Source organism: Geobacter sp. PheSNFMC, from assembly GCF_059620965.1.
The window spans coordinates 13,929-39,485 of sequence record NZ_JCAMRN010000017.1 but is presented as its reverse complement, the minus strand read 5'-3'; the positions used below and the strand labels follow the sequence as shown (position 1 = coordinate 39,485).

The window sequence follows — 25,557 nt, the reverse complement described above, 5'->3', positions numbered from 1 at the left end:
GTCATAACCACCCTGGACGAGGAGGGGCTTGCTTCCCTCAGAAGGTGGTTCCTCGGCTACTGCCGCTCCTTTTACACCTCACGCGAAGAAGACAACCGGAACATCCGCCTGAAAGAGGAGCACACGGAGCAGGTCTGCGCCTTCATGGAGCTCCTGACGCTGGAACTGGGGCTCGATCCGGGTGAACGGCGCCTGGCCGAGGCGGTTGCCCTGCTGCACGATGTGGGGCGGTTCGAGCAGTACCGTTGCTATGGCACCTTCAGGGACAGCGACTCGGAAAACCACGGGACCCTCGGCGTCCGCGTGCTGACGCGACAGGGCGTGCTCGACGGCCTGGCGCCGGAGGAGCGGCGGATGATCCTTGGCACGGTGGCGCTCCACAACGCGTTCCGGATTCCCGATGCCATTGACGGCCCGGCCCGCCGGCTGCTGCACCTGGTGCGCGACGCGGACAAGCTGGATATCTGGCGGGTGTTCCTCGAATTCTACGGTCTGCCCCCGGAGAGGCAGGCTTCGGCGGTGGGGCTGGGGTTCCCGGACCTGCCGGTCTGTACCCCCCGGGTGGTGGCCACGGTCATGCGGGGAGAACTGGTCAATCTAGCGACTTTGAGGACCCTGAACGACTTCAAGCTCCTTCAGCTTTCATGGGTATTCGACCTGAATTTCGCCGTGTCGCGGCGGCTGGTGGTGGAGCGACGCTACGTCGAGCAGATGGCGACGACCCTTCCTCTGGGAGAGGATGTGGCCCGGGTCGTGGCGTTCGTGCGGGAGTATCTGGCGCGGTCGGGCTAGTGTTTAGCCGCCTTCAGCATTCCGGCGATGGCTCCGCTGGCGAAGGCGATGCACCAGAGGGTGTAGATGGTGAGACTCACCCGGTGAAAGGTGTGGTTGATCCGCTCGGCCCTGCGGGCGAACGATGCCGCAAGGGCCAGCAAAAAGTGGAAGGCCATTCCCGCCAGGGACAGGATGCCGGTAAGGTTGTGCCATTCGGGGGCCTTGCCGAAGGCCCTGGCGTAGAGGCTCATCTGGTGGGTTCCCAGGTAATCGAACAGCAGCCCAGCGCCGAAGACCAGCAGGTGCTTGGCGTGGAGCCCCTCCTTCCTGCCGCTGAAGACCGCGTAGGTATAGAAGGCGAGCGCCAGCACCATGAACATGATTCCGACCCTGAGCATCGGTGTCATTCCCCGTCTTCACTTACCCGGCCGGCAAGGCGTCCGGTCTGGCGCAGGGCTTCGTACAGGACGATCCCCGCGGCGGTGGAGAGGTTGAGGCTCCGCACCTTGCCGAAGATCGGTATCCTCACGCAGTGCTCCTCGTTGGCCCGGAGCAGGTCCTCGGGCAGTCCCACGGTCTCCTTGCCGAAGACGATGAAGTCCCCTTCGCGAAAGCCGGCATCCACGTAACAGCGCGCCGCCTTCTTGCTCGTATAGATGAAGCGAGCCCCGGGCCAGGCCTGCCGCAGTTGGTCGAGGCTCTCCCAGTAGCGGATGTCCACCTCGCTCCAGTAGTCGAGGCCGGCCCTCTTCAGGTGCCGGTCATCGGTGGAGAAGCCCAGCTTTCCGACCAAGTGGAGCACGGTGCCGGTGGCCCCGCAGAGGCGGGCTATGTTGCCGGTGTTGGGTGGGATTTCCGGCTCCACGAGCACGATGTGAAAGGGCTGCTGTCCAGTCATGGGTCCTTCCCGCGGGAACGCTCCCCCTCGTATACCGGGTGAAGAATTCGCCGGCCTTGCAATTTTCAATCGGGGGGTCTATTATTAGCGCTTCTCCGCAGCCTCGCAAAGCACTTTCTTACCATCGGGTCATCCCGGCTACTCATTACATTCCACACCACAGGGGATCAGCAATGAAAATCATCGTTACCGACGAGGTGGCTCAGGAAGGGTTGGCGCTTCTTGCCCAGGATCCGCGTGTTGAGCTCCATGTGAAGCTCGGCCTCAAAAAGGATGAACTCCTCGCCATCATCGGCGAGTACGACGTCATCATCACCCGCAGCGGCACCACCGTGAACCGGGAGCTCCTGGACGCGGGGAAAAGGCTGAGGCTCGTGGCCCGGGCGGGCGTGGGCATCGACAACGTGGACGTGGACTATGCCAGTTCCCGCGGCGTCATCGTGGTGAACGCTCCTTTCGGCAACACCAACAGCGCGGCCGAGCATGCCATGGCGCTGCTGCTCTCCTTCTGCCGCAACGTGACCCGCGCCAACGGCAGCCTGAAGAGCGGCGAGTGGAAGCGGGCCCCGTTCACCGGCTACGAGCTCAAGGGCAAGACGGCCGGCGTCATCGGCCTCGGCAAGGTCGGCGGCCGGGTAGCCACGCGGCTCAAGGCCTTCGAGTGCGACGTGCTCGCCTGCGATCCCTACATCGCCGTGAAGCGGGCCCATGACCTGGGGGTCAAGCTGGTCTCCCACGACGAGATTTACAAAAACTGCGACATCATCACCGTCCACACCCCTCTCACCGACGAGACCCGCAACATGATCGGCGAGCGTGAGCTGGCCATGATGAAGGACGGCGTCATCATCGTGAACGCCGCCCGGGGCGGTATCATCGAGGAGGCGGCCCTGCTGAAGTACCTGGAATCGGGCAAGGTGGCCGGAGCCGCCGTGGACGTGTTCAGCGAGGAGCCCCCCAAGAGCGAGTATCTGAAAAAGCTCATCGGCCACGAGAGGGTCGTGGTGACGCCGCATCTGGGGGCAAATACCTTTGAGGCCCAGGTGAACGTGGCCGTGGACGTATCCCGCGAGATTCTCAACTACCTGGACGACCAGCCCCTGGAGAACGCCGTGAACATTCCGCGCTTCGACCTTGCGCTCATGGACCAGATGCGGCCGTTCCTCAACCTCATGAACACCCTGTGCGAATTCGGCATTCAGTTGCTGGACGCCAACATCTCGAAGATCGTCTTCGGCTACGCGGGTTCCATCGCCCACTATGACTGCACCCCGCTTACCGTCTGCGGCCTGGCGTCGATCCTGAACCGGATGGTGGACCAGGACGTGAACATGGTGAACGCCTCCCTGATCGCCGTAGGGATGGGAATCGTGGTGGAGGAAACCAAGACGACCCATGTTGACGCCTTCTCCAACCTCATCACCGTCGTGGTTGAAGGGGAGGGGGGCAAGCGCCGCACTATCTCAGGCACCCTTTTCGACGGGGTGCCCCGCATCGTGCGGCTGCGCGACTACTCCATGGACTTCGCGCCCGAAGAGCACATGCTGCTGCTTCACTACGCCGACCGGCCGGGCATGATCGGCAAGATCGGCACCATCATGGGGCAGCATGAGATCAATATTGCCTCCATGAACCTGGGGCGCAGTGAAAAAAAGGGGGAAGCAATGGTCATCCTTTCCCTGGACTCGGCGGTGCCGCCCCAGGTGCTGGATGAGGTACGCGCCGCCACCGACGCCACCTTCATCAAGGCCATTCACATGCCCGGCGCCCGGTGCAGCAGGAGCTGCGGCTGCGGCGTCTGATCCGTGGCCATTTCCTTGTTTAACGCGCGGGGCCGGTCTTCCTTTGGGGACCGGCCCTTTTGCGCAGGAGGATGACGCATGAAAAACACGCTGTGGCTCGGGGGCACGCTTCTGCTCATGGGGCTCGTCCTGGCGCTCTACCTGCTCACCCCCGAGCGGGCTCCGGTGCCGCCGGAATCCTCCGACCGCGCCGCCGGCGACCGGGTCATCGCGGTGAAGGACGGCGACACGGTGGTCATCGCCCCGGCAGGAGGCGGCAAGCCCTACACCTGCAGACTCTACGGCATCGATACGCCCGAGACCCCGAAAAAACGTAAAAAGGGGCAGCCGTACGGGCAGGATGCGGCCGACGAACTGAGCCGTCTCGTCCTCAACCGGGAGGTGCACGTGACCCTGACCGGCGACACGACCTACAATCGCCAGGTGGGGACCATCGAGGTTGATGGGGTGAACGCGAACCTGGAGATGGTGCGCCGGGGCTATGCCTGGGCCTATGTCCAGTACCTGCGGAGGCCCCACGTGTCCGAGTACCGGGGGGCCGAAGAGGAGGCGCGCCGGCAACGGCTCGGGCTCTGGCAGGAGCACAACCCCGTGCCGCCATGGGAGTTTCGCAAGCGACAGAGGCTCCAGAAGCTTGACTAATCACTCCCTTTCGACTACTTTCTCATGGTGCGGCTGTACCGGCCCCGACCCGCCGAAACAGCCGAAACTCTTTCGCAACGGAGACAACGATGATCGACAACGAAAACAACGTAAACGAGCCGGCCGAGGAGGAGAGCTTCGCCGAGCTCTTCGAAAAGAGCAATCGCAGGACCGAGCGGCTGCGGCCGGGCTCAAAGGTTGACGCACGGGTGCTCAAGATCGGCGCCGAGTGGGTCTTCCTCGATATTGGCAGCAAGGGTGAAGGGGTCATGGAGCGCAAGGAGCTCCTGGACAAGGACGGCAACCTGACCGTCGCCGAGGGGGATACCATCTCGGTCTGGTTCGTGAAGGTGGAACGGAACGAGATGCGCTTCACCACCAAGGTCGGCGCGGGGCAGGCGGGCCTGTCCGCCCTGGAGGACGCCTATCGTGCCGGCATACCCGTGGAGGGGAACGTCGAGAAGGAGATCAAGGGGGGCTTCGAGATCAAGGTCGGCGGCACTGTTCGCGCCTTCTGCCCCTATTCGCAGATTTCGCTCCGCCGGGCGGCCAACCCGGCCGAATTCGTCGGCCGCCAGCTCATGTTCAAGGTGGTGGAATTCGCCGAGCGCGGGCGCAACATCGTCCTTTCCCACCGCGCAATCCTTGAGGAGGAAGAGCGGCAGAAGCGCGAGGCCCTGAAGGAGACGCTCAAGGAGGGGACGACCGTCACCGGCACCGTGACCCGCCTTATGCCCTTCGGCGCGTTCGTTGACATCGGCGGCGTGGAGGGGCTCATTCCCATTTCCGAGGCCGGCTGGACCCGGGTCAAGGAGATCGGCGACGTCCTGTCCGCTGGCGAGCAGGTGACTGCCCTGGTGAAGCGGATCGACTGGGAGAACAACAAGATATCCCTCAGCCTCCGCGATATTCAGGCCGATCCCTGGGAGGGGGTTGCCGAGCGTTTCCCGGAAGGGTCCTACCACACGGGAACCGTGGCGCGGCTCGCTCCGTTCGGCGCCTTCGTCACGCTCGCTCCGGGCATCGACGGCCTCATCCACATCTCCAAGCTCGGTGCCGGCAAGCGGATCGCCCACCCCCGGGAGGTGCTCAAGGAAGGTGACTCCGTTGAGGTAACGGTCGAGGGTGTGGACCGCGAGAGCCGCCGTCTTTCCCTTGCGCTGGCCGCCACCAAACGCGCGGCAGAGGAAGAGGAGCGGAGCATTGCCGAATTCCGCGGCAAGGGCGCAGCACAGGCCAAGGATTCCATGGGAACGTTCGGCGACATTCTCAAGGCCCAGCTCGACGACAAGAAGTAGGTCGGATGGCGGGTCATTCCAACTACATCACTCCCGAGGGGGCGAAAAAGCTCCGGACCGAGCTGACCTGGCTCTGGAAGGAGGAGCGCCCCCGGGTCACCCAGGGGGTTGCCGATGCGGCCGCCGAGGGTGACCGATCCGAAAACGCCGAGTATATCTATGGTAAGAAACGGCTGCGGGAGATCGACCGCCGCATCCGTTTCCTTACTCAGCGGCTCGATGCCCTCACGGTGGTGGACGCTCCGCCCCCGGCCACGGGTACGGTCTTTTTCGGGGCTTGGGTACGGCTCGAAAACGAGGAGGGCGACGAGGTCGTCTACCGGGTTGTCGGCCCGGACGAGACCGATGCCGCCAAGGGGCACATCAGTCTCGACTCCCCCATGGGCAAGGCGCTGCTCGGTCGCCGGGAGGGAGACGAGATCCACGTTCGCCGTCCGGCGGGCGAGGCGGTCTTCACCCTGCTCGAAGTCGGCTACCAACCGCCGGATTAACAGGTTTTTCCCCGTCAGACGCAGGGATGAAGGAGCCGGGCTGACCCGGTTTCATCCCATCCCTGCGTCTTCATTGTCAGCTTGATAGTCCCGGAGGGCTCCACATGTACGTCGTCATCCTCGCCGGCGGCTCCGGCACCCGTTTCTGGCCCCTGTCGCGCAAGGCCCACCCCAAGCAGCTCATGTCGGTCTTTGGCGGAAAGTCCATGCTGCAGCGGACCGTGGAGCGGGTCATACCCCTCAACCCCAAGCGCATCCTGGTGGTCACCAACCATTTGCAGGCGGACGAAACCCGACGTCAGTTGGAATACCTGAGGGGAATGCGCATCGAGGTGATCGAGGAGCCCATGGGGCGCAACACGGCGCCGGCCATCTGCCTGGCCGCCACCCTCATTGCCCGCCACGACCCGGAGGCGGTCATGGCAGTGCTGCCCGCCGACCACTACATTGCCGACGAGGACGGCTTCTGCGCTGCACTTCAGGAGGGGCGCAACCCAGCCATGAACGGCTGGCTGGTCACCTTCGGCATCCTACCGGACCGGCCCGAAACCGGTTATGGCTACATCGAGGCCGACCGGGACCTGCGGGGCGACGGTCCGTATCCGGTCAAACGCTTTGTGGAAAAACCCGACGCAGCCACTGCGGCCCAGTACCTGGCCGCCGGCGGGTTCTACTGGAACAGCGGTATGTTCATGTGGCGCGTTGACGTGATCCTCGACCGGATTGCCAACCACATGCCCGACCTGGCCCGGGCCTTTGCCGGCATTGCCTTTGATACCGACATCTGGGAACCGGCCGACCTCGCTCCCCAGATCGAGGCCGTTTACGCCATGGTCCCTGGCCAGTCCATCGACTACGGCGTCATGGAGAAGGCCGACAACGTGCTGGTGCTCCCCGCCTCCTTCGGCTGGAGCGATGTGGGAAGCTGGAGCGCGCTGCCCGGATTGATCGCCCCCGACGACGACGGTACCATCCGTCTCGGCCACGAAACCGTCATCAGTGTGGACTCGGCCGGCTGCGTGGTGCGCGGTGAAAAGCTCGTGGCACTGGTGGGGGTGAGGGATCTGGTGGTCGTCGACACCCCCGATGCCCTGATGGTCTGCGCCAAGGATGGAGCCCAGGACGTCAGGAAGATTGTGGAAGACCTGGAGCGCCGCGGCCTGAAGCAGTATCTCTGATGGCTCCCGCCGTTTCCCGGCGCCCCGGCCGTGACATCGCACCTTCCGCGAGGGGATCCCGCTGCCCATGACCCCATTCGAATATCTACTTTTGGGTACTTCCCTCCTCTTGCTGGTGAGCATCCTCGCCAGTAAGGTGTCGAGTCGACTGGGGGTGCCGGCGCTTCTTCTCTTCCTTCTGGTGGGGATGCTGGCCGGCTCCGACGGCCCGGGCGGCTTCGAGTTCGACAAGCCGGTCCTCGTCCAGTCTCTCGGCATCGTGGCTCTCGCCTATATCCTCTTTGCCGGCGGTCTCGACACCAACTGGCGCTCTGTCCGGCCGGTGCTGGGCCGGGCGCTGATTCTCTCGACTCTGGGAGTGTTTGTCACGGCCCTGCTGGTCGGCTGGTTTGTCCATGAGGTTCTCGATTTTTCATTGCTCGAGGGGCTGCTGGTGGGGGCCATTGTCTCATCCACCGATGCTGCGGCCGTGTTTTCGGTGCTCCGTTCCCGCAACGTAAGTCTTCGCGGCGAACTGAAACCGTTCCTCGAACTTGAATCGGGTAGCAACGATCCCATGGCGGTCTTCCTGACCGTTGCCATTATTTCCCTGCTGGTGGATCCCGGCGCCAAGCTCTACCATCTGCCCCTGCTCGTTCTGTGGCAAATGGCGGTCGGCGCGGCTGCAGGCTATCTCCTGGGCAAGGGAGGAGTCCTCCTGATCAACCGGCTCCGCCTGGAGTACGAAGGGCTCTACTCCGTGCTTACCCTGACCCTGGTGCTTCTGATCTACAGCGGCACCGCTCTTCTGAGAGGGAACGGCTTTCTCGCGGTCTATGCGGCGGGGCTGGTCATGGGGAACAGCTCCTTCGTGCAGAAAAAGAGCCTTATCCGGTTTCACGACGGTCTTGCCTGGCTGATGCAGATCACCATGTTCCTGATTCTCGGGCTGCAGGTTTTTCCCACTCACCTCGTTCCCGTGACGCTCGTGGGACTGAGCACGGCAGCTTTTCTCATGCTGGTGGCCCGGCCCGTCAGCGTCTTTGCGACGCTTTCCTTTACCCCCATGACCGTTCGGGAAAAAACGATGATTTCGTGGGTCGGCCTGCGCGGAGCGGTCCCCATCGTGCTTGCCACCTTTCCGTTGATGGCCGGTGTCGACAAGGCTGAGATGATTTTCAACATTGTTTTCTTCATAGTCTTTACCTCGGCGCTCCTCCAGGGGTCCACGATCCCGCTCACCGCCCGCTGGCTTGGCCTGGACGCCCCCATTTCCGCCAAGCCCCGACGTCCTTTCGAGTTTGAGCCGTCTGACGAGGAAAAGGGCGAGCTGGTCGAGGTTGAGATCTCGTCTGCGTCATCGGCCGTGAATCGTCAGATCGTGGATCTCCATCTCCCACCGGGATCACTTATCGTTTTGATCCAGCGGCGGGGAGAGTTCGTCGTCCCCGGCGGCGGCACCCTCATCGAGGCGGGAGACACGGTGCATCTCCTGGCCGAGCGCGAGCGAATCAACGCGATACGCGCCATGCTCGAAACACCGCCTTGACCACCGGTCGCGCCGCTTGATTCAGTTGCCGTACTCCTTTCGTTGGGAATGATCAGAACCGGAACGGTGCTCTGACCGGCGGGGAGCCATCCCATCCTTTGGGGCAGCCATGGCTTCAGGTCCGGCCGGCCCCTTTCAACATTCAAGATGAGGTCTTCGTGGAATTTCAGGTACTCCGTGACATGGAAATACTTTTCGGGCTGGCTGTTTTTACGGTGGTGCTCTTGCGCCGGCTCATGTTCCCTTCCATTATCGGCTTTCTCGCCACCGGCATTCTGGCCGGGCCCTACGCCCTGGGGCTCATCAAGGATACCCACCAGGTCGAGCAGATGGCCGAGATCGGGGTGGTGCTCCTGCTCTTCACCATCGGCATCGAATACTCCCTCAAGGAGTTGATGCGGATCAAGCACCTCGTCTTCTGGGGCGGGGGGATGCAGGTGGGGGTCACCATCGCCATCGTGGCGGTCCTGGCATACGCCTTCGGCATACCACTCTCCCAGGCCACCTTCTTCGGCTTCCTGGTGGCCCTCTCCAGTACCGCCATCCTCATGAAACTGCTCATGGACAAGGGGGAGATGGACACGCCCCACGGCAAGATGGCGCTCGGCATCCTGATTTTCCAGGACCTCTGCGTGGTCCCCCTCATGCTCTTCACTCCCTTCCTGGCCGGGGCCGGCAACGGCTGGACAGGGATAGTCCTGGTGTCTCTCAAGGCGGCGGCCGTGGTGGTGGTGGCCCACTTCGGCTCCCGGTTCCTGGTCCCCTGGATATTCGAGCAGGTGGTCAAGAGCCGCAGCCGCGAACTCTTCATCCTTACGATCATCTTCATCGGCTTCGGCACGGCCTGGCTCACGGCCCAGGTGGGACTGTCGCTGGCCCTTGGGGCATTCATCGCCGGCCTTGCCATCTCCGAATCGGAGTACAGCCACCAGGCCCTGGGAGACATCATCCCGTTCCGCGATGCCTTCATGAGCCTGTTTTTCATCTCCGTCGGCATGCTGCTGGATCTGTCCGTCCTGGTTCGGCAGCCGGTCCTGGTGGTCACGCTCGTTCTGACCATCCTGGTGGTGAAGTTTCTGGTCACGGGCGGGGCGGCCATGGCCCTCGGCATCCCTGCGCGGGTGGGCATCGTCACGGCCCTGTCCCTGGCCCAGGTCGGCGAATTCTCATTCATTCTCTCACAGACCGGCATGCAGTACGGCCTCCTCTCCAAGGAGTTCTACCAGATATTCCTGGCCGCATCGGTGGCCACCATGGCCCTCACCCCCCTCTGCCTCAAGATCGGCGCACCGGTGGCGACTTATCTGGTGGGGGTTCTGCCGACTCCCCTGATCCGGGGACGGGGTGCGCTGCGGGGGAAAGAGAAGAAGCTCTCCCTGACGGACCATGTGATCGTGGTGGGCTACGGCGTCAACGGCAGGAATCTTTCCCGGGTGCTGAAGGTCCAGAAGATCCCCCATGTGGTGATCGAGACCAATCCCTTCACGGTTTCTACGGAAAAGAGCAAGGGAACACGCATTATGTTCGGCGACGCCACCCGGCCCGAGGTCCTCACCCACTCAGCCGTGGAGCGCGCGCGCAGCATCGTCATCGCCATTTCCGACGCGGCCGCCAGCCGCCGGGTCGTGGCCCAGGCGCGGCAGATGAGCCCCACCATCCACATCATCGTCCGGACCCGCTACATTGCCGAGATGGAGCCCCTGTACAAGCTGGGCGCCAACGAGGTGGTGCCGGAGGAGTTCGAAACGTCCATCGAGATATTCTCCCGGGTCCTGCGCAACTTCCTCGTCCCCCAGGATCAGATCGAGCAGTGCGTGGGCGAAATCCGGCGGGGCTCCTACGACATGTTCCGCACCATGAGCCGCCGGCACAGCCACGCCGTGGGGATCGCCGGGTACCTCTCCGGCGCGGAGATCGCCACCTTTCGCGTAAAGAAGGGAGCCTCCATCGAAGGAGAAAGCCTGCGGCAGGGGACCCTGCGAGCCCGCTCGGGCGCCACGCTCCTGGTGATCAAGCGGGGGGACGAGGTGACCCCCAACCCCGACCCGGTCTGGGTCCTGCACGAGGGAGACATCGTATTGCTGCTCGGCACGCCGGAGCAACTCGCCGCAGCCTCGCGCCTCTTCGATGCGCCGGCGGCAGGGGGCGGGCCCGTTGCCGCGCCCCGGGCGGATAACAGCCGACACGACACCAGCAACAGGAGAGACCAGTGAAAAAAGTACTCGTAACCTATTACTCGCGCAGCGGCAATACTGAAAAAATGGCCCGCATGATCGCCGACAGCCTCGTGACCAGAGATCTGACCGTTGAGCTGATCAAGGTCGAGGAGGTCGACATCGATACGCTCCCCTCCTATGACGGCTTCATCGTCGGCTCTCCCAACTACTTCGGCACCATGGCCTGGCCCGTGAAAAAGTTCATCGACGAGAGCGTCAAGTACTTCAGGAAGCTCGACGGCAGGGCCGCCGCCGCGTTCACTTCGGAAGGGATGATCGGCGGCGGGGGCGACACGGTGGTCCTCGACATCCTCAAGGCGTTCCTGATCCACGGCTGCATCGTCCAGGGGCTCACGTCGGCCGGGCACTACGGCCCCGTGGCCGTGGGGGCGCCCGACGGACGGATCGCCAATGAGGTGAACGTTCTCGCGGCAACATTCACCGAGCTGGTCAACCGGGTCCGATGAGGGACGGAGCTGCACAGGGGGGCGAGACGATCCCGAAGACCGCCCGCCACTGCCGTGAGCTCGTCGACCGCTGGCTGGCCGACGGCAGTTTCGACCGGCGCCTCCCGGAGGTCGCGCGGCTGCGGGGCGTTCCCCAGCCCGAGGTGTATCACGCCGAGGGAGACGCCTTCGTCCATACCATGCTCGCCCTGTCGGCCGTAGACGGAGGGGCTGATCCGCGTGTTTTCTGGGGGGTGCTCCTGCACGATATCGGCAAGGCGGAGACCACCGAATTCATCAGCGGGCGCTGGCGCGCCTGGGGCCATGCCGAGCGCGGCGCAGCCATGGTACCGGCGGTCATGGAGCGGTTGGGAATCCCTGAGCTGGCAGCGGACGTGGCCTGGCTGGTCAGGCACCATACCTTCCATTTTTCCTGGAACCTGGCGCCGGCCGCGCGGCTCACCCGCAATCAGCACCGCTTCCTGGACCACCCCCTGTTGCCGCTGCTGCTGGAGGTCTGCCGCGCCGACGCGGACGGCTCCCACGGCGGCAGCGACAAGGGTGACAAGATCGAGCAGATAGCGGATCTGCTCAATGACGAAAGGAGAGCATGACATGACGATCACTGATGCGGCAAAAGCGGTTCTTACGCCGATCGTGGGGGAGCACCCCGGAAAGATCCTGCGCGTTGTCTTCGAGGGGTTCGGCTGAGGCGGTCCCCGCTTGGGACTGGCTCTGGATGAGCCGGCAGACAATGATGAGCGGATGGTCCTGAACGGCATCGAGGTGGCGGTGACCAGTAATTTCCGCTCCCTCCTGGACGACCAGATACTTGACTACATTACCAATGAGCACGGAGAGGGACTCGTCTTCAGGCGGGAATCGGGCGATGTCTGCTGCTAAGGGTGGAGCCGGATCATGATTTATGCGCTGGACGTCTTCGGGACGTTCGTTTTCGCCCTGTCAGGGGCATTCAGGGCGATCAAGCACGAACTGGACCTTCTCGGAGTGCTTGTGCTGGCGGTTGCCACCGGGGTGGGGGGCGGCATGATCCGCGATCTGCTCCTGGGGACCACGCCGCCCATGGTCTTTAGGAATGAATCCTATCTGGCCATCTGCGTGGCCGGAGGGCTCCTGGTCTTTCTGGCCGCCGGCCGGCTCGCCCCGCTCTGGGACTGGGTCATGGTGGCCGATGCCGTGGGCCTGGGCGCCTTTGCCGCCATCGGTGCCCAAAAGGGGGCCGCGGGTGGGCTCGGCGGCTTCGGCATCGTCATGATGGCGGCCATGACCGCCACCGGCGGCGGCGTGGTGCGGGATATCCTGGTGATGGAGATCCCCGCCGTGCTCCGCACCGACTTCTACGCCAGCGCCGCCATCCTCGGCGGCGTATGCTTCGTGGCGGTCCGGGCCGCCGGCGCGCCAGAGCAGGTCCAGCTCTTCACCTGTCTGACGGTCACCCTTGTTCTGCGTCTGCTCGCCATGCGCTTCGGCCTTTCCCTCCCGCGGATAAAGGGGCTCGCCCCCAGGCCGGGGGAGGGAGACGCAGAGGACGGTAAGGGGTAAAACGGGACATCCGCCCCCCCTACTTGGAGCCGAACACGGTCTTGAGCAGGTCCGTGGTGCGGGCCGCGGGGTTGGTCCTGATTTTTTTCTCCTCTTCGCCCAGCATGGTGAAGAGACCGTCCAGGGCCTTGTCGGTCACGTAGGTGTCCAGGTCAAGGGATGTCCCGCCCGCCAGGGCCGCCAGGGGAAGGGCCTCGTACTTGCCGATCATCTCCTGGTACGCCCGGGTGGTTCCCACCTCGGACATGCTCTTGGCGATGACCGGCTTGAACTCTTCGAACAGCTTGGGGCGGGTCTTCCCTTCCAGGAACGTGGTGGCGGCCCGGTCTCCGCCGTTGAGGATCTTCTTGGCGTCGTCAAAGGTCATCTGACGGACCGCGTCGCCGAAGAGTCCCGCGGCCTTGGGCGCCGCCTTCTCGGCCGCCCGGTTCATGCTCAGAACGAATTCGTCCACCTGCTTGCGGTAGCCCAGGGTGCCGAGGACGTCGGCAGCCGTGCGGATTTTTTCCGGCAGGAGGATCTTGACCAACTGGTTGCCGAAATAGCCGTCGGGCTTTGCCACGGCGTTCACTGCCCGTTCCGTGCCCGTGGCCAGTGCCTCCTTCAGTCCCTTGACCACCGTGGCGTCGTCGAGGGCGGAACCCTGCAGCAGGGGCGCGGCCCGTTGCGTCAGTTCATCGAGAAAACCGGCCCGGCACTCTCCTGCGGTCACGAGCGTTGCCAGACAGGCGAGCAGCAGCAGACGTTTCATGGGTGCCTCCTTTTCCGTACCGAGTGTGCCTCCCCATCCACGTGAAGTATGATTGGTTTTGCCGATTATGCAAGACAGGGCGCACCTTCCGTCCCATTTCCATCCAGCGAGGTAGAGTTATGGCTTCCCTCACCCTTCGACACCTGGCAGGCAACACCTGGCTCATCCCCGCACCGGCCGCCATCGGCGTGTATGTGCGCGACGGACGGGCCGTGCTCATTGACAGCGGCAACGACGAGGATGCGGGACGGCAGATCCTGAAGCTCCTGAACGGCCAGGGGTGGACCCTTGACCTCATCGTCAACACCCATTCCAATGCCGACCACATCGGCGGCAACGCGTTCCTTCAGAAAAAGACCGGCTGCCGCATCGCTGCCACGGTCCCGGAGGCCGCCTTCATCGCCAATCCGATCCTTGAGCCGTCCTTCCTCTACGGCGGCTATCCCGTGAAGGCGCTGCGCAACAAGTTTCTCATGGCCAAGCCGTCCACGGTCACCGACATCATCGAAGCCACCGGCCCCATCCTCGACACGGGGTTGGAGGCGGTCACGCTGGCCGGACACTTTTTCGGCATGATCGGCATCCGCACCCCGGACGGCGTCCTCTTTGCCGCCGACAGCCTGTTTCCGGAGTCAATCCTCGCCAAGTACCCCATCTTCTACCTCTACGACGTCCGGGAGCACCTGGCGTCGCTCCGGCGGCTCCGGGAGCTGGACGCGGCCATCTATGTGCCGAGCCACGGGGCGCCTTCCCCGGAGATCGGCCCGCTGATAGAAGCCAATGAACAGCGGGTGCGCCAGACCGTTTCCTTTGTGGAGTCCTGCTGCGCGGCGCCGGCCTCCTTCGAAACGGTGCTTGAACGCGTCTGCGGGGAGTACGGCATCGTCCTCGACCCGAACCAGTACGTGCTCGTGGGGAATACCATCCGCTCCATCCTCGCCTTCCTGTCCGAAGAGGGGCGGATCGCCATGATCTTCGACGGGGGCAGGCTGCTTTGGGGCGCCGCCGAGCAACGGGAGGCGTGAGATGGGACAGTCGTTCCGACCCCGCAGGCCCGGCAAGCCGCCCGTGCGCAGCGATGCCGAGCTCGATGAGATGGTGCGGCGCATGCGCGCGGAACAGTCCGGCCCCGGCAGCTACCGGGAGCAGTCGCTGAAGATCCACGGCTGGATCTGCGCCAAGTGCGGCCGGGAGTTTGAACTCAACAATCTGCACCTGCTCACGGTGCACCACCGGGACGGCAACCATCACAACAATCCCCCCGATGGCAGCAACTGGGAGAACCTCTGTGTATGGTGCCACGACGACGAGCACAGCCGCGGCGTGCTTGGGGACTATCTGGACGACCGCAGCAAAACGTGAGTAGGCAACTGCCACCTCCGGAATAAAGAAGGCCCCGGAACCCGGGGCCTTTTCTGTCTCGCAAGGTTGCGCAGGGGCAGAACCCCGGCGCCGCTATTTCCGCGCGGGAACCTGCTCGGTCTTTACCTGCTTCCACGTGGAATCGGGATCGAACAGTTCCATGGCCTCGGCCCTGCGCCGGGTGTCCTTGCCGAGATTTTTTTCGTACACCTTGCCCGCCTGATTCACGATGAAGGTCATCACCCCCGAGTTGCCGTATTCGGCGGGATAGGCAACCAGCGCAAAGCCAAGGAGCATCTTGTCCTTGATCACGTAGTGGTATGCTCCCCCGGCGGCATGCTTTCCCTGGCCCTTGAGAACCTTGAAATAGTAGCCGTGGAAGGGGGAGAGGTTGCGCTCCGGCGCATACCCTTCCTTTGCCGCCTGGGCCACCAGCGGACCGAGGGGGCTCTGCGGCTCGCCCTCCTTCGCTTCCCAGTAGAGCCCGTCACGGTTTCCCTCCGTGCTGAAAAGCCGCTGGGCGAACTCGACCTTTCCTCCGCCGCGGCAATCCTTGCTCGCATATTCCTGTTGGGCATCCACGTATGCGTCGAGCACATCGATGACGTGCAGCTCATTCCTGCCGATCCTCCGCTTCAGGATTTCGTTCTTACCTTTCCCCACGTCAAAGGCCCAGCGGGAGCCTTTTTTTACGATGGGAATCGGCATGGTCCACTGGTCGGGGCCCACGTGCACGACTGCCGTGGTTGCCGATTTCCGCTCAAGTCGGTTCGCCTGTTCGTACGAACTGAGGAAGCGCTCCCGATCCGTCTTGTCCGCCACCTCGTCGCCCGAAGAGATCAACTCCCTGCTGCCGGGGCCCAGGATCAGCAGCAGTTCCTTCTCGTCATGCGCTCTTACGGCAGCAACGAGGGCCTTGACCGCATCGTCGGGTGAGGCGAAGGTTCTGTGCCGAACGGTTGCGGCCGTGGAGGGCGAGGCTATCAGCGACAGGAGCATGGCAACGGCTGCGATAACGGCCGCCAGGGCGAGCCGGCCGCGTGCGCCTTGATGGTGGGATGCGAACTGTTTCATGTGTCTTCTCCTCTGCGCGCAGTGGGCTCTCGGGGAACGGAACGTCCGGCAGTGGCTGGCGCTACCTGAATTCCTTCTTGCCTCCACCGCGGCCACCGCCGCCCGGCGCTCTCATTTCGCCGCCCCCTCTGCCGCCGCCGGAAGGTGCCCGCTGTCCGCTCCAGCCCCCCCTGCTGCCCCCCTGGGGCGCCGGCGTGACGCTCCGGAAGCTGGATTCGCCGCGTTTGATGGCCCGGCGTTCAAACGAACCTTCGCCCACGCCCTGGAAGGGGGTATCGCGTCTTGCCGGCTTCTGCACCTGCTCGCGCTGGGGTGGTTGCGCCTGTGGCGCGACCGTGCTGTCCCGCCGCTGGACTTGGCCGGGGCCTTTCCCCGGTTGTGGCGTGCCCGGCACGTCACGCCGCTCACGAGCCGGCTGCTGCCTGCTCTCCGGCCGGCCAGGGAATTTATCGGGGTAGCCGCGCGTTTCCGGCCTGACCGGTGCCATCCGTGGCGGCCGCTTGCCGTAGAATTCGCTCGTTCTCCTGTCCCGATAGGCCACGCCCCGCCGGTGAACGGGGTTGTGCTGCCAGACGTGGCTGACCACGTTCCCTCGATAGTAGTAGCGGTGGAACCGTCTCGTCTTGCCGATGTCCACGTAGACCCGGTGGACCGGCCAATCGAACCAGGCCCAGGCAAAGAGGTCGAAGCCGATGAAAATCCCCGGGCCGAAGCCGATATAGCCGCCCGTGACGGCGAACCCGGGCGGATAGTACCAGTAGTAGGGCGGGTAGGCGGGATACCACCAGGGGCCGTACACATACAGGGGGTTGTAGACCGGCACATAGACGATGGTCGGGTCGGCCGGTTCGATCCGGATGATTTCCTTCTCATGGATGACCTTCTGCTCGGTGGTTGTTTTGAGATTTCCCTGTTCCTCGGCCTTGCGCCTCAGTTCCTGAATGGTGGCCGTAACATCGTCCTCCTGACTCAGGAAGGCATCGCCCAGCTTCCTCGTCTGGTCGAGCTTTTCGCTCATGGCGAAAAGGACCTCCGGGAAGTGGCAGAGCGACTTGACGCTGGGATCCCAAGACTTTTCCTGGAGGGCTTTATCCAACTCTTCACCCTTAAGGCCCATGTTTTGCCGCCGCCATCGCTCCGCATCCACCACTTCAAGCGGATAGGTGGAAGCCATCAGTATCTGGGCCGTCAATGAGTCGGGGTAGAGGGCAATCGGCGCAAGCATCTGGGTCAATTCCTCTTTGCTGAATGTAGTTGCCTGCTCGGGTGCGCTCTCTTCGTCCTGCGCAAGCAAGCCGGCCGGTATCATGAGCATGACGATGATGATGCAGGCCAACCGCAGCGCTCTCGTGATTATCGATTTCATACGATCTCCTCTGGTGCCTTCCGGAGCGTCATGACCCGGTCCGGAAGGCTGCCGGGCTTCGATTGAATCTCCTAAAGTATAACGGCAATTTTTTGTTGCGCATCCCTTGCCCGGCCATTTGGACAGCCGCGTGCGCACGGGCCTCCAGCGGCGGCACGGGGTGCGGCGCTGCCGCTTATCCGCCGCACGCGCACCGAAATCAGAATAAAGAATCTTGCATATTTCAGTGACGCGGGTATGTTCATTGTCATTATCCCGCGCCTGAGCCATTCACGGCCGCGGGAGACAGCTTACGACCGGAGGCACGCATGGAACCGAAAAACTGGACACCGGCAGAACTCTTGCACCTTTCGAGTGGCCACTGGAACATCGGCGCGCTCCACGCCGCAGTGAGCCTGGATGTCTTTACCCCCCTTACCGGCGGGGATATCACGGCCGGGGAACTTGCGGAGCGGCTGGGCGTCGACGGCAGGGCCCTCGCCATGCTCCTGGATGCCCTCACCGCCATGGAGCTCGTGCGCAAGCGGGGAGAGCGCTACGGGGCAGCTCCCGCCGCCTGCCGCTTTCTCTCGCAGGATTCGCCCGATTACCTGGGCCATATCATCAGCCACCACCATCACCTGGTGGCCGGGTGGGCGCGCCTGGACGAAGCGGTGCGCAGCGGCGGACCGGTTCGGCAGAGCTCGTCCCACGGCAGCGACGAATCGGCGCGGGAGAGCTTCCTGATGGGCATGTTCAACCTGGCCATGCTGTCGGCTCCGCAGGTGGTGCCCCGGATCGATCTTTCGGGACGGCAACGGCTCCTGGACCTGGGGGGCGGCCCCGGTACCTGGGCCATCCAGTTCTGTCTCCACAATGCCGGGCTTCGGGCCGTGGTCTACGACCTTCCCACCACCCGTCCCTTTGCCGAGCGGACCATTGCCCGCTTCGGCCTGGCAGACCGGGTTTCCTTCGAGGAGGGGGATTTCCTCTCCGGGCACATTCCGGGGAGGTACGACGTGGCCTGGCTCTCCCAGATTCTTCACTCCGAGGGGCCCGAAGGGTGCGCGGTCATCCTTGGAAAGGCGGTGGCGGCCCTCGAGCCCGGAGGCATCATCATGGTCCAGGAGTTTATTCTGAACGATGCCAAGGACGGGCCGCTCTTCCCGGCCCTCTTTTCCCTGAACATGCTGGTGGGGACAGCGCGGGGACAGTCCTATGCCGAAGGTGAGCTGACGGCCATGATGGCGGCAGCCGGCGTGCGTGACCTGCGGCGTCTTCCCCTGGATCTCCCCAACGGTGCCGGCGTCATTGTCGGGACCGTTGCCTGAGATTCATCCCTTCATGAGTAACGACACGCCTGAGCATACCGGGCAACGACCCGAGCAGTGGCTCATGGGCGAGGCCCGGCAGGTGCGGGATCCTCTCATGGTCGCGATAGGTTGTGCCTTCGTGGCCGGGCTGCTGGTCATCCTCCAGGCCTGGCTTCTGGCGTCGGCCTGCCATCGGGTGGTTATCGAGGGCGCCGGAGGAGAGTCGGTACTTCCCCTTGCGGCTGCCGTTGCCGCCGTGGCCCTGGCGCGGGGCGTGCTGGCCCTTGTGTCCGAACGGCGTTCCGCCGCGGCTGCGGCGCGCCTCAAGGAACGGGTGCGCAGCGCTCTCTACCGGCGGCTCCTGGCCCTGGGACCGGCCGGCAGGGCAGGGGAGGAGACCGGCCCTCTGGTGGAAGCGGTGACGGCGGGCGTGGAAGGGCTCGAACCCTACGTGGCCCGCTTTCTGCCCCACCTGGCCCTGGCGGCGCTCCTGCCGACGGCGGTCCTGTTCGTCGTGGTCCCGGCCGAGTGGCGCGCCGGCCTCGTCCTCCTCTTCTCCGCCCCATTCATTCCCCTGTTCATGGTACTCATCGGCCGGGGCTCCGAAAGCCTCAACCGGCGCCAGTGGGGCCGGCTTTCCCTGCTGGCCGGACACCTCCTCGACCTGGTGCAGGGGCTGCCGGACCTGAAACTGTTCGGCGCGGTCAAGCGCGAGGCCGAGGCCGTGGCGCGGGTTTCCGAGGAGTATCGCCAAGCGACCATGGCGGTGCTCAGGATCGCCTTTCTCTCGGCCTTTACCCTGGAGTTTTTCGCCACCGTCGGCACGGCCGTGGTGGCCGTGGTGGTGGGGTTCCGGCTCCTGGCCGGCAACTTGGGGCTCGCCGATGGCCTCTTCGTGCTGCTCCTGGCGCCGGAGTTCTACCTGCCGCTCCGGACGCTGGGGCTCTCCTACCATGCCCGAATGCAGGGGGTGGCCGCGGCCGAGCGGCTCGCCCCCCTCATGTCCCTTCCCCTGCCCCATGGCGGGATGGACGGGCTGCCCGTCCCGCCGGGAGCGCCGGCCGTCCGGTTCGAAGGGGTCGGCTTCCGCTATGGCGGCGAACGGGGCGGGGTCGAAGGGATCGACCTGGAATTGCCGGCCGGCAGCATCACGGCGCTTGCGGGAGGGAGCGGCGCGGGCAAGACCACGCTGGTCCGGCTTCTGGTGGGGCTGGCCAGGCCGGAGCAGGGGAGGATCACTGTCAACGGGGTCGACCTGGGACTCGTACAACCGGACGCCTGGCGGTCGACTATCGCCTGGGTGCCCCAACGTCCCTTTTTCTTCAGGGCGACCATTCGGGAGAACCTTCTGCTCGGCCGGCCGGATGCCTCCGATGACGATATCCGTGCCGCCCTTGATGGGGCGGCGGCAACGCCTTTCATCCGACGGCTGCCCCAGGGGCTTGAAACCTTGCTGGGCGATCGGGGCGCGGGGCTGTCCGGGGGCGAGCTGCGGCGGCTGGCCCTGGCGCGGGCGTTTGTGCGCCGGGCGACGCTCGTGGTCCTGGATGAGCCGACCGCCGGTCTCGACCCCGAAAACGAACGCCTGGTGGGCGATGCCCTGGACCGGATCGCCGCGGGAAGGACGGTGCTGGTGATTTCCCACCGTGAGGAGACCATCCGCCGGGCCGGGCGGGTGGCGGTGCTCGCGGGAGGCACCATCGAACGGGTCATGGAGCCCGAAGCGTTTCTGGCGCAGGAGGGCCCGGCGTGAGAGAGCTCTTCCGCATCCTCGCCGTGGCCCGCGGGCAGTGGCCCTGGATGGCGGCCGGCATGCTCCTCGCCGTGCTCGTTATCGCCGCCAACGCGCTTCTCATGGCCGTCTCCGGCTGGTTCATCGCCTCCATGGCCGTTGCCGGCACCACGGGCGCCGCCTTCAACTACTTTTTCCCCTCGGCCGCCATCCGGGGCCTCGCCATCCTGCGGACCGTGGGGCGCTACCTGGAGCGCTTGGCGACCCACGAGGCCGGTTTCCGGGTCCTTGCCCTCTTGCGCGTCTGGCTTTTCCGGCGGCTTGAGCCCCTGGCGCCGGCAACGCTGGAGCGGTTGGGCGGGGGAGACGTGGCCGGGAGGCTCCGGGCTGACGTGGATGCCCTGGAAAGTCTCTATCTGCGGATCATGCTCCCTCTCGCCGCCGGTGGGGTTGCAATCCTGGCTGCGACGGCTTTTGTTGCAATCTGGAGCACCTCTGCCGCCGGGGTTCTTTTTCTCGCCCTGCTGGCCGCCGGGGTGGGCCTGCCCCTGGTGGCGCGGCGACTGGCCGAGGAGCCCGGCCGCCGTTCCGCCGAACTGGCCGGCAGCCTGCGGGAAACCGTGACCGAAGGGCTGCAGGGCGGAGAGGAGCTGATCCTGCTGGGGGCGACCGAGCGTCAGGCCGCACTGGTTGACGATCTTTCGCGACGGCTGGTGGCGGAACAGGAGCGTCTGGCGGCAGGAGGAGGCATCACCCTGGCGGGAGGGATTGCCTGCGGCGGGGTCGGGGTGGCCGCGGTCCTTGCGATTGCATCCTTTCAGGTTGCCGCCGGGGAACTCGGCGGACCGTTGCTGGTGATGCTGCTGCTCTTTGCCGCGGCTGCCTTCGAGTCAGCCGGCGGAATGCCCGCTGCGCTCCAGCACCTGCCGGCCGCCCGGGAGTCGGTGCGAAGAATTCTCGAGCTGGCCGATTCTCCGCCGCCGGTGCCGGAACCTGCCGTGCCAGCGCCTCTCCCGGCATCCGCGGGGATCGCCTTCCGCAACGTCTCGTTTTCCCATGCCCCTTCCCTGCCGGTACTTCGGGACTTCAACCTGGACGTGCCCGCCGGGGGACGGGTGGCGCTCATGGGTCCCAGCGGCTCGGGCAAGAGCACCGTGGCCGACATCCTCCTTCGCTTCCGCGATTACGGGGGGAGCGTCACCCTGGGGGGAGTCGAGCTCCGTGACCTGGGAGGGGAGGCTATTCGCGGGCTGATCGCTGTGGTTCCCCAGCAGCCCCACCTCTTCAACGGCACCATCAGAGAGAATATCCTTCTGGGCAACCCGGCGGCCGAAGAGGAACAGGTGCGTCGGGCCGTCCGGGATGCTGCCCTTGCCGAGTGGGTCGACGGATTGCCCCTGGGTCTGGATACCCCGGTGGGTGAGGGGGGGAGTGCCGTGTCGGGAGGAGAGGCCCGCCGGATCGCCCTGGCCCGGGCCCTGCTGAAGGATGCGCCGGTTTTTCTGCTGGACGAGCCCACCGAAGGGCTCGACTGGACCACCGAACAACGGGTGATTGCAGCGTTGGCGAATCGGATCGGGGGGAAGACCGTGCTGATCATCTCCCACCGCCCAGCCTGCGGTGCCCTGGCTGAACGGGTGCACTATTTCTTTAAAGTTCACTGAGGTTGTGCCGATGAATCAGATAAAGAGCCGACGCGCAATCGTCCAGGGAGCCAAGGTACGTGGAAGAGCCAGTCTACCGTTTTTCCTTTCTTTCAGTGGCCCAGGTCCATTCGTTTGCCATGGACCAGCCGGTCTCCATCGTCCTGGGCCCCGACAACATGTACTGGGTTGTTCCCGACGCCATGGTGGGCGAACTCCACCGGCGGGGTTTCCAGTTCTTCCGTTGATCCCACTTTGACATTGACTGGAAACGCGCGATGGCGGTAGTATTCCGTGCTTGGGATCTGACCGACCGATACCGTACGTCCCCGGGATGCGCCTGCTCCTGGGGGTTTTTGTTTCACCGTGAGACACCGATGATCACCACTCTGAAATGCCCCCGCTGCCGAACCGAAACCGTCTGGGAGGGGAATCCCCACCGGCCGTTCTGTTCGGCACGCTGCAAGACCGTTGATCTGGCCGCCTGGGCCGACGAGGAATATCGCATCGCCGGTCCCGAGACCCCTGCCGACAACGACGAAAACGACCGAGAGTAAGGAGCACTCCATGTCCGACGTACGTTTGCGCTTCGCGCCGAGCCCCACGGGCTACCTCCACGTGGGGGGAGCGCGTACCGCTCTTTTCAATTGGCTGCTGGCCCGCAAGCAGGGCGGGACGTTCATCCTGCGCATCGAGGATACCGATGTTGCCCGCTCCACCCAGGAATCGGTGGATGCCATCCTCCAGGGGATGGAGTGGCTCGGCCTCGACTGGGATGAGGGGCCCTTCTATCAATCCGAGCGGTTTCCCGTCTACCGGGAGTTCGTGGAACGGCTCCTGGCCGAGGGAAAGGCGTACCGCTGCTACTGCACGCCCGAGGAGTTGGAGGCGCGGCGCGAACAGGCCATGAAGGAGGGACGCAAGCCCAAGTATGACGGTACCTGCCGCGAACTTGACGCTCAGGACGCCGACAGGCCCTTCGTGGTCCGCTTCAGGGCCCCCCGCGAAGGGGTGACCGCGTTCGACGATCTGATCAAAGGCCGGATCGCCTTTAACAACGAGGAACTGGACGACCTGATCATACAGCGCACCGACGGGACTCCCACCTATAACTTCGTGGTGGTAATCGACGATGCAACTATGGGGATCACCACTGTCATCCGGGGTGACGATCACATCAACAATACGCCCCGTCAGATCCTGCTCTACGAGGCCCTGGGCTATCCGGTGCCCCGCTTTGCCCACGTGCCGATGATCCTCGGCGCCGACAAGACCCGGCTTTCCAAGCGGCATGGCGCCACGAGCGTCATGGCTTACCGCGACATGGGGTTCCTGCCCGAGGCGATGGTCAATTACTTGGTGCGGCTTGGCTGGAGCCACGGGGACGAAGAGATCTTCAGCCGGCAGGACCTGGTCGAGAAGTTCACGATTGAAGCGGTGGGCAAGTCGGCTGGGGTGTTCAATCCGGACAAGCTCCTCTGGCTCAACCATCACTACATCAAGGAGAGCTCACCCGAGCGGCTCGCGGAGCTGCTGGTGCCGTTTCTCCGGGAGCGGGGGGTCGACCCCTCGGCCGGACCGAACCTTCCCCTGGTGGTCAAGACCCTCCAGGAGCGGTCGCGGACCCTCGTGGAGATGGCCGATGGCGCCCTGTTCTACTATCGGAGCGATGTCAGCTATGACGAGGAGGCCGCCGCCAAGCACCTGGTGCCGGGAACGCTGCCCCTGCTCGCCTCGCTCGCGGAGAAGCTCGACGCGTGTGCCGATTTCAGCCATTCGGGGCTCGAGGCCGCGTTCAAGGAGTTCATCGCGGAAAAGGGGATCAAGTTCGGGCAACTGGGACCGGCCGTGCGCGTTTCCCTGTGCGGCGGCACCGCTTCACCCGGTATCTACGAGGTTGTCGAGGCTCTCGGCAAGGACGAGACACTGCGGCGGTTGCGCCGGGCCGTGGCGTACCTGGAACGGTAGACCTAAGCATGTAGCGCACTGCACAAGGGGCGGCACGATCGGATTCGTGCCGCCCCTTTGGTGTCGAGAGGTCCGGCCCTTGCCCCGGCGACTTTCCGAGGCTGGGGGCAGGGTATTATTTGAACCGTTTCAGGAGATCGAAGGCCCGCCGCACACGGGTCACGATCCGTATGGGCTGGACCGGCTTGGCGATGAAGTCGATGAAGCCGGCCTCCAGGGCCCGCTGCTCGTCCTCGCCGGTAGCCTTGGAGGTAAGGAGAATCATGGGGGTGTCGGCGATCAGGGGGTTTGCCCGTACCGCCCGCATGAGACTGAATCCATCCATGCGGGGCATGACCGAGTCGCAGATGATCAGGTCGGGCTTTTCCGCCACGGCGGTTTTGAGCCCTTCCACCCCATCGCCGGCCAGCAGGACGTCGTATCCTTCCTTGTGCAGGGCCACCTGGATTATCGTGGCCACCGGCGGCGTGTCCTCAACCACCAGAATCTTCTGACGCTGGGAATCCTTGGCTTTGCCGTGCAGGTAGTGCTTTTCGATCGCAGTCAGCAGTTCCTGGCGGGTGGCCAGGACCGGGATGATCTGTACCCCGTTTTTTTTGCCCAAAAAATCGATCGTTTCTACGTCGAAGGGGTCATTGATGGCGAGCGCCAGCATGTTGTCCTTCTGCTTGATGGGAAACACCTGCTTTTGTACCGCGATGTCCTGGGGCACAAGCGCGAGCAGCTCGGGAGGGAACGCATAGTCCGCGAAATCTCTTACCGTCTTGAAGGCGAACTGCTTGGAGAGGGCGTCGATCAGTTCGTCGCCGTTAATGACCCCCATCTCTTCCAGGATCTGGCCGAGGCGCTTGCCGCTCCCCTTTTGCCGATCAAGGGCCCGCTCAAGGGTCTTTACCGTGATGATCCCCGCATCCACGAGAAGATCGCCCAACTGCTTCTTGTCCGACATGTATGCTCTCCATTGCGTTTGTGGTAGTGATCTTGCGGTCCGACCACTACTATGACACACTTTGCACCGTATACCAACCGCTTGATATCACACCGGTTGCGGTGTGACCCTTGGCCGGCGTATGCGCACTCGCCTGTCGCATGTGTATCCCATGGTAATCAAATCGGCCGGTAATGAGAATACTTTAGAGTTGTTGTCAAAAAATCCGGGGGGTTGTCGTGGGGAAACAGGAGGCGCAGGCGGGGGCTTTTGTTCGATATGTCAGGCAGGATTAACGCACATGATCCTCAGGATAGGTGCCTGTCTGGTGAACTGGGCAGTCGGTGCCGGCGCGGGTGACAGAGAAGCCATCCAGTGGTCTGCGGTCATGCCAGCCGTTGGGGCTCTGCCTTCGATGGCACTCTCTCTGCAAAACCGATAATGGTTCGAAATCACAGGAAATGGCTGTATTCGAATGCACCATTGGATGTTCGCCCTGGCCAACCCTTCGGCAAGGCTGCCTCACATAATGGCGTCCGTTCTGCGGTACGCTCCGACCGCTGGGGAAAATAGGGGTTGACGGGGGAACGTCTACATTGTAAATT

General features: G+C 64.1%; 26 protein-coding genes. 20 read left to right on the top strand and 6 right to left on the bottom strand.

Annotated features, from left to right (window positions below; translation table 11 throughout):
• The first annotated feature begins 12 nt into the window (after positions 1-12).
• Positions 13-792: an HD domain-containing protein gene (locus AC6CDK_RS05565; RefSeq protein WP_192905559.1), complete on the top strand. Its 780-nt coding sequence runs from the start codon at positions 13-15 to the stop codon at positions 790-792.
• Here the strand turns inward: AC6CDK_RS05565 and AC6CDK_RS05560 are convergent.
• Positions 789-1,172 carry an HsmA family protein gene (locus AC6CDK_RS05560; protein ID WP_039645625.1) on the bottom strand — a complete coding sequence of 128 codons (384 nt, stop codon included), beginning with the start codon at positions 1,170-1,172 and terminating at the stop codon, positions 789-791. The genes AC6CDK_RS05565 and AC6CDK_RS05560 overlap by 4 nt on opposite strands.
• 5 nt (positions 1,173-1,177) lie before the next feature.
• Positions 1,178-1,672, bottom strand: coding sequence for a tRNA (cytidine(34)-2'-O)-methyltransferase (locus tag AC6CDK_RS05555; RefSeq protein WP_039645623.1), 495 nt, complete (start codon positions 1,670-1,672; stop codon positions 1,178-1,180).
• Positions 1,673-1,845: 173 nt separating this feature from the next.
• On the opposite strand from AC6CDK_RS05555, the gene serA reads away from it, so the two are divergent.
• The 11 genes from serA to AC6CDK_RS05500 all read left to right on the top strand — a co-directional run bounded on the left by serA (position 1,846) and on the right by AC6CDK_RS05500 (position 12,836).
• Entirely contained in the window at positions 1,846-3,474 is a 1,629-nt protein-coding gene (serA, locus tag AC6CDK_RS05550; RefSeq protein ID WP_039645621.1) for a phosphoglycerate dehydrogenase, read from the top strand.
• A 78-nt stretch (positions 3,475-3,552) separates the two neighbouring features.
• Positions 3,553-4,116 carry a thermonuclease family protein gene (locus AC6CDK_RS05545; protein ID WP_039645619.1) on the top strand — a complete coding sequence of 188 codons (564 nt, stop codon included), beginning with the start codon at positions 3,553-3,555 and terminating at the stop codon, positions 4,114-4,116.
• A gap of 89 nt (positions 4,117-4,205) precedes the next feature.
• A complete protein-coding gene (rpsA, locus tag AC6CDK_RS05540; protein WP_039645617.1) occupies positions 4,206-5,414 on the top strand; it encodes a 30S ribosomal protein S1 in 1,209 nt (402 codons plus the stop codon).
• A 5-nt stretch (positions 5,415-5,419) separates the two neighbouring features.
• Positions 5,420-5,905 (top strand): transcription elongation factor GreB, encoded by a 486-nt coding sequence (gene greB, locus AC6CDK_RS05535; protein ID WP_039645615.1) that lies wholly within the window; start codon positions 5,420-5,422, stop codon positions 5,903-5,905.
• 104 nt (positions 5,906-6,009) lie between these two features.
• Entirely contained in the window at positions 6,010-7,083 is a 1,074-nt protein-coding gene (locus tag AC6CDK_RS05530; RefSeq protein ID WP_039645613.1) for a mannose-1-phosphate guanylyltransferase, read from the top strand.
• Positions 7,084-7,150: 67 nt separating this feature from the next.
• Entirely contained in the window at positions 7,151-8,611 is a 1,461-nt protein-coding gene (locus tag AC6CDK_RS05525) for a potassium/proton antiporter (RefSeq protein WP_039645612.1), read from the top strand.
• Between the two features lie 158 nt (positions 8,612-8,769).
• A complete protein-coding gene (locus AC6CDK_RS05520; RefSeq protein ID WP_039648289.1) occupies positions 8,770-10,824 on the top strand; it encodes a monovalent cation:proton antiporter family protein in 2,055 nt (684 codons plus the stop codon).
• Entirely contained in the window at positions 10,821-11,294 is a 474-nt protein-coding gene (locus AC6CDK_RS05515; RefSeq protein WP_039645609.1) for a flavodoxin family protein, read from the top strand. Before AC6CDK_RS05520 ends, AC6CDK_RS05515 begins: the two co-directional genes overlap by 4 nt.
• Positions 11,291-11,887, top strand: a complete 597-nt coding sequence (locus AC6CDK_RS05510) for an HD domain-containing protein (RefSeq protein ID WP_066357647.1) — start codon at positions 11,291-11,293, stop codon at positions 11,885-11,887. The genes AC6CDK_RS05515 and AC6CDK_RS05510 overlap by 4 nt, the downstream gene beginning before the upstream one ends.
• Position 11,888: 1 nt before the next feature.
• Complete coding sequence (locus AC6CDK_RS05505) at positions 11,889-12,176, top strand: iron-sulfur cluster biosynthesis family protein (protein ID WP_082021148.1); 288 nt, start codon at positions 11,889-11,891, stop codon at positions 12,174-12,176.
• Between the two features lie 15 nt (positions 12,177-12,191).
• Entirely contained in the window at positions 12,192-12,836 is a 645-nt protein-coding gene (locus tag AC6CDK_RS05500) for a trimeric intracellular cation channel family protein (protein WP_039645606.1), read from the top strand.
• 19 nt (positions 12,837-12,855) lie between these two features.
• On the opposite strand, the gene AC6CDK_RS05495 is transcribed toward AC6CDK_RS05500, so the two are convergent.
• Positions 12,856-13,587 (bottom strand): DUF4197 domain-containing protein, encoded by a 732-nt coding sequence (locus AC6CDK_RS05495; protein WP_039645604.1) that lies wholly within the window; start codon positions 13,585-13,587, stop codon positions 12,856-12,858.
• A gap of 119 nt (positions 13,588-13,706) precedes the next feature.
• Between AC6CDK_RS05495 and AC6CDK_RS05490 the strand changes: the two genes are divergently transcribed.
• Together AC6CDK_RS05490 and AC6CDK_RS05485 are read left to right on the top strand one after the other, a co-directional pair.
• A complete protein-coding gene (locus tag AC6CDK_RS05490) occupies positions 13,707-14,612 on the top strand; it encodes an MBL fold metallo-hydrolase (RefSeq protein WP_066357646.1) in 906 nt (301 codons plus the stop codon).
• 1 nt (position 14,613) lies between these two features.
• Complete coding sequence (locus AC6CDK_RS05485) at positions 14,614-14,949, top strand: YajD family HNH nuclease (RefSeq protein ID WP_039645600.1); 336 nt, start codon at positions 14,614-14,616, stop codon at positions 14,947-14,949.
• A gap of 93 nt (positions 14,950-15,042) precedes the next feature.
• Here the strand turns inward: AC6CDK_RS05485 and AC6CDK_RS05480 are convergent, their stop codons facing one another.
• Complete coding sequence (locus tag AC6CDK_RS05480) at positions 15,043-16,023, bottom strand: DUF2950 domain-containing protein (protein WP_039645598.1); 981 nt, start codon at positions 16,021-16,023, stop codon at positions 15,043-15,045.
• 61 nt (positions 16,024-16,084) lie between these two features.
• Complete coding sequence (locus AC6CDK_RS05475) at positions 16,085-17,389, bottom strand: DUF3300 domain-containing protein (protein ID WP_039645596.1); 1,305 nt, start codon at positions 17,387-17,389, stop codon at positions 16,085-16,087.
• Positions 17,390-17,697: 308 nt separating this feature from the next.
• On the opposite strand from AC6CDK_RS05475, the gene AC6CDK_RS05470 reads away from it, so the two are divergent.
• The 6 genes from AC6CDK_RS05470 to gltX all read left to right on the top strand — a co-directional run bounded on the left by AC6CDK_RS05470 (position 17,698) and on the right by gltX (position 24,024).
• Complete coding sequence (locus AC6CDK_RS05470; protein WP_192905553.1) at positions 17,698-18,699, top strand: methyltransferase; 1,002 nt, start codon at positions 17,698-17,700, stop codon at positions 18,697-18,699.
• Positions 18,700-18,712: 13 nt separating this feature from the next.
• On the top strand, positions 18,713-20,434 hold the full coding sequence (cydD, locus tag AC6CDK_RS05465; protein ID WP_039648288.1) for a thiol reductant ABC exporter subunit CydD: 1,722 nt from the start codon (positions 18,713-18,715) through the stop codon (positions 20,432-20,434).
• Positions 20,431-22,077, top strand: coding sequence for a thiol reductant ABC exporter subunit CydC (gene cydC, locus AC6CDK_RS05460; protein WP_192905552.1), 1,647 nt, complete (start codon positions 20,431-20,433; stop codon positions 22,075-22,077). The genes cydD and cydC overlap by 4 nt, the downstream gene beginning before the upstream one ends.
• Before the next feature lie 59 nt (positions 22,078-22,136).
• Positions 22,137-22,304, top strand: a complete 168-nt coding sequence (locus AC6CDK_RS05455) for a hypothetical protein (protein WP_010941874.1) — start codon at positions 22,137-22,139, stop codon at positions 22,302-22,304.
• Between the two features lie 129 nt (positions 22,305-22,433).
• Entirely contained in the window at positions 22,434-22,613 is a 180-nt protein-coding gene (locus tag AC6CDK_RS05450) for a DNA gyrase inhibitor YacG (protein WP_039645591.1), read from the top strand.
• A gap of 10 nt (positions 22,614-22,623) precedes the next feature.
• Complete coding sequence (gltX, locus tag AC6CDK_RS05445; RefSeq protein WP_039645589.1) at positions 22,624-24,024, top strand: glutamate--tRNA ligase; 1,401 nt, start codon at positions 22,624-22,626, stop codon at positions 24,022-24,024.
• Between the two features lie 115 nt (positions 24,025-24,139).
• On the opposite strand, the gene AC6CDK_RS05440 is transcribed toward gltX, so the two are convergent.
• Entirely contained in the window at positions 24,140-24,973 is an 834-nt protein-coding gene (locus AC6CDK_RS05440) for a response regulator (RefSeq protein ID WP_039645588.1), read from the bottom strand.
• Between the last annotated feature and the right edge of the window lie 584 nt (positions 24,974-25,557).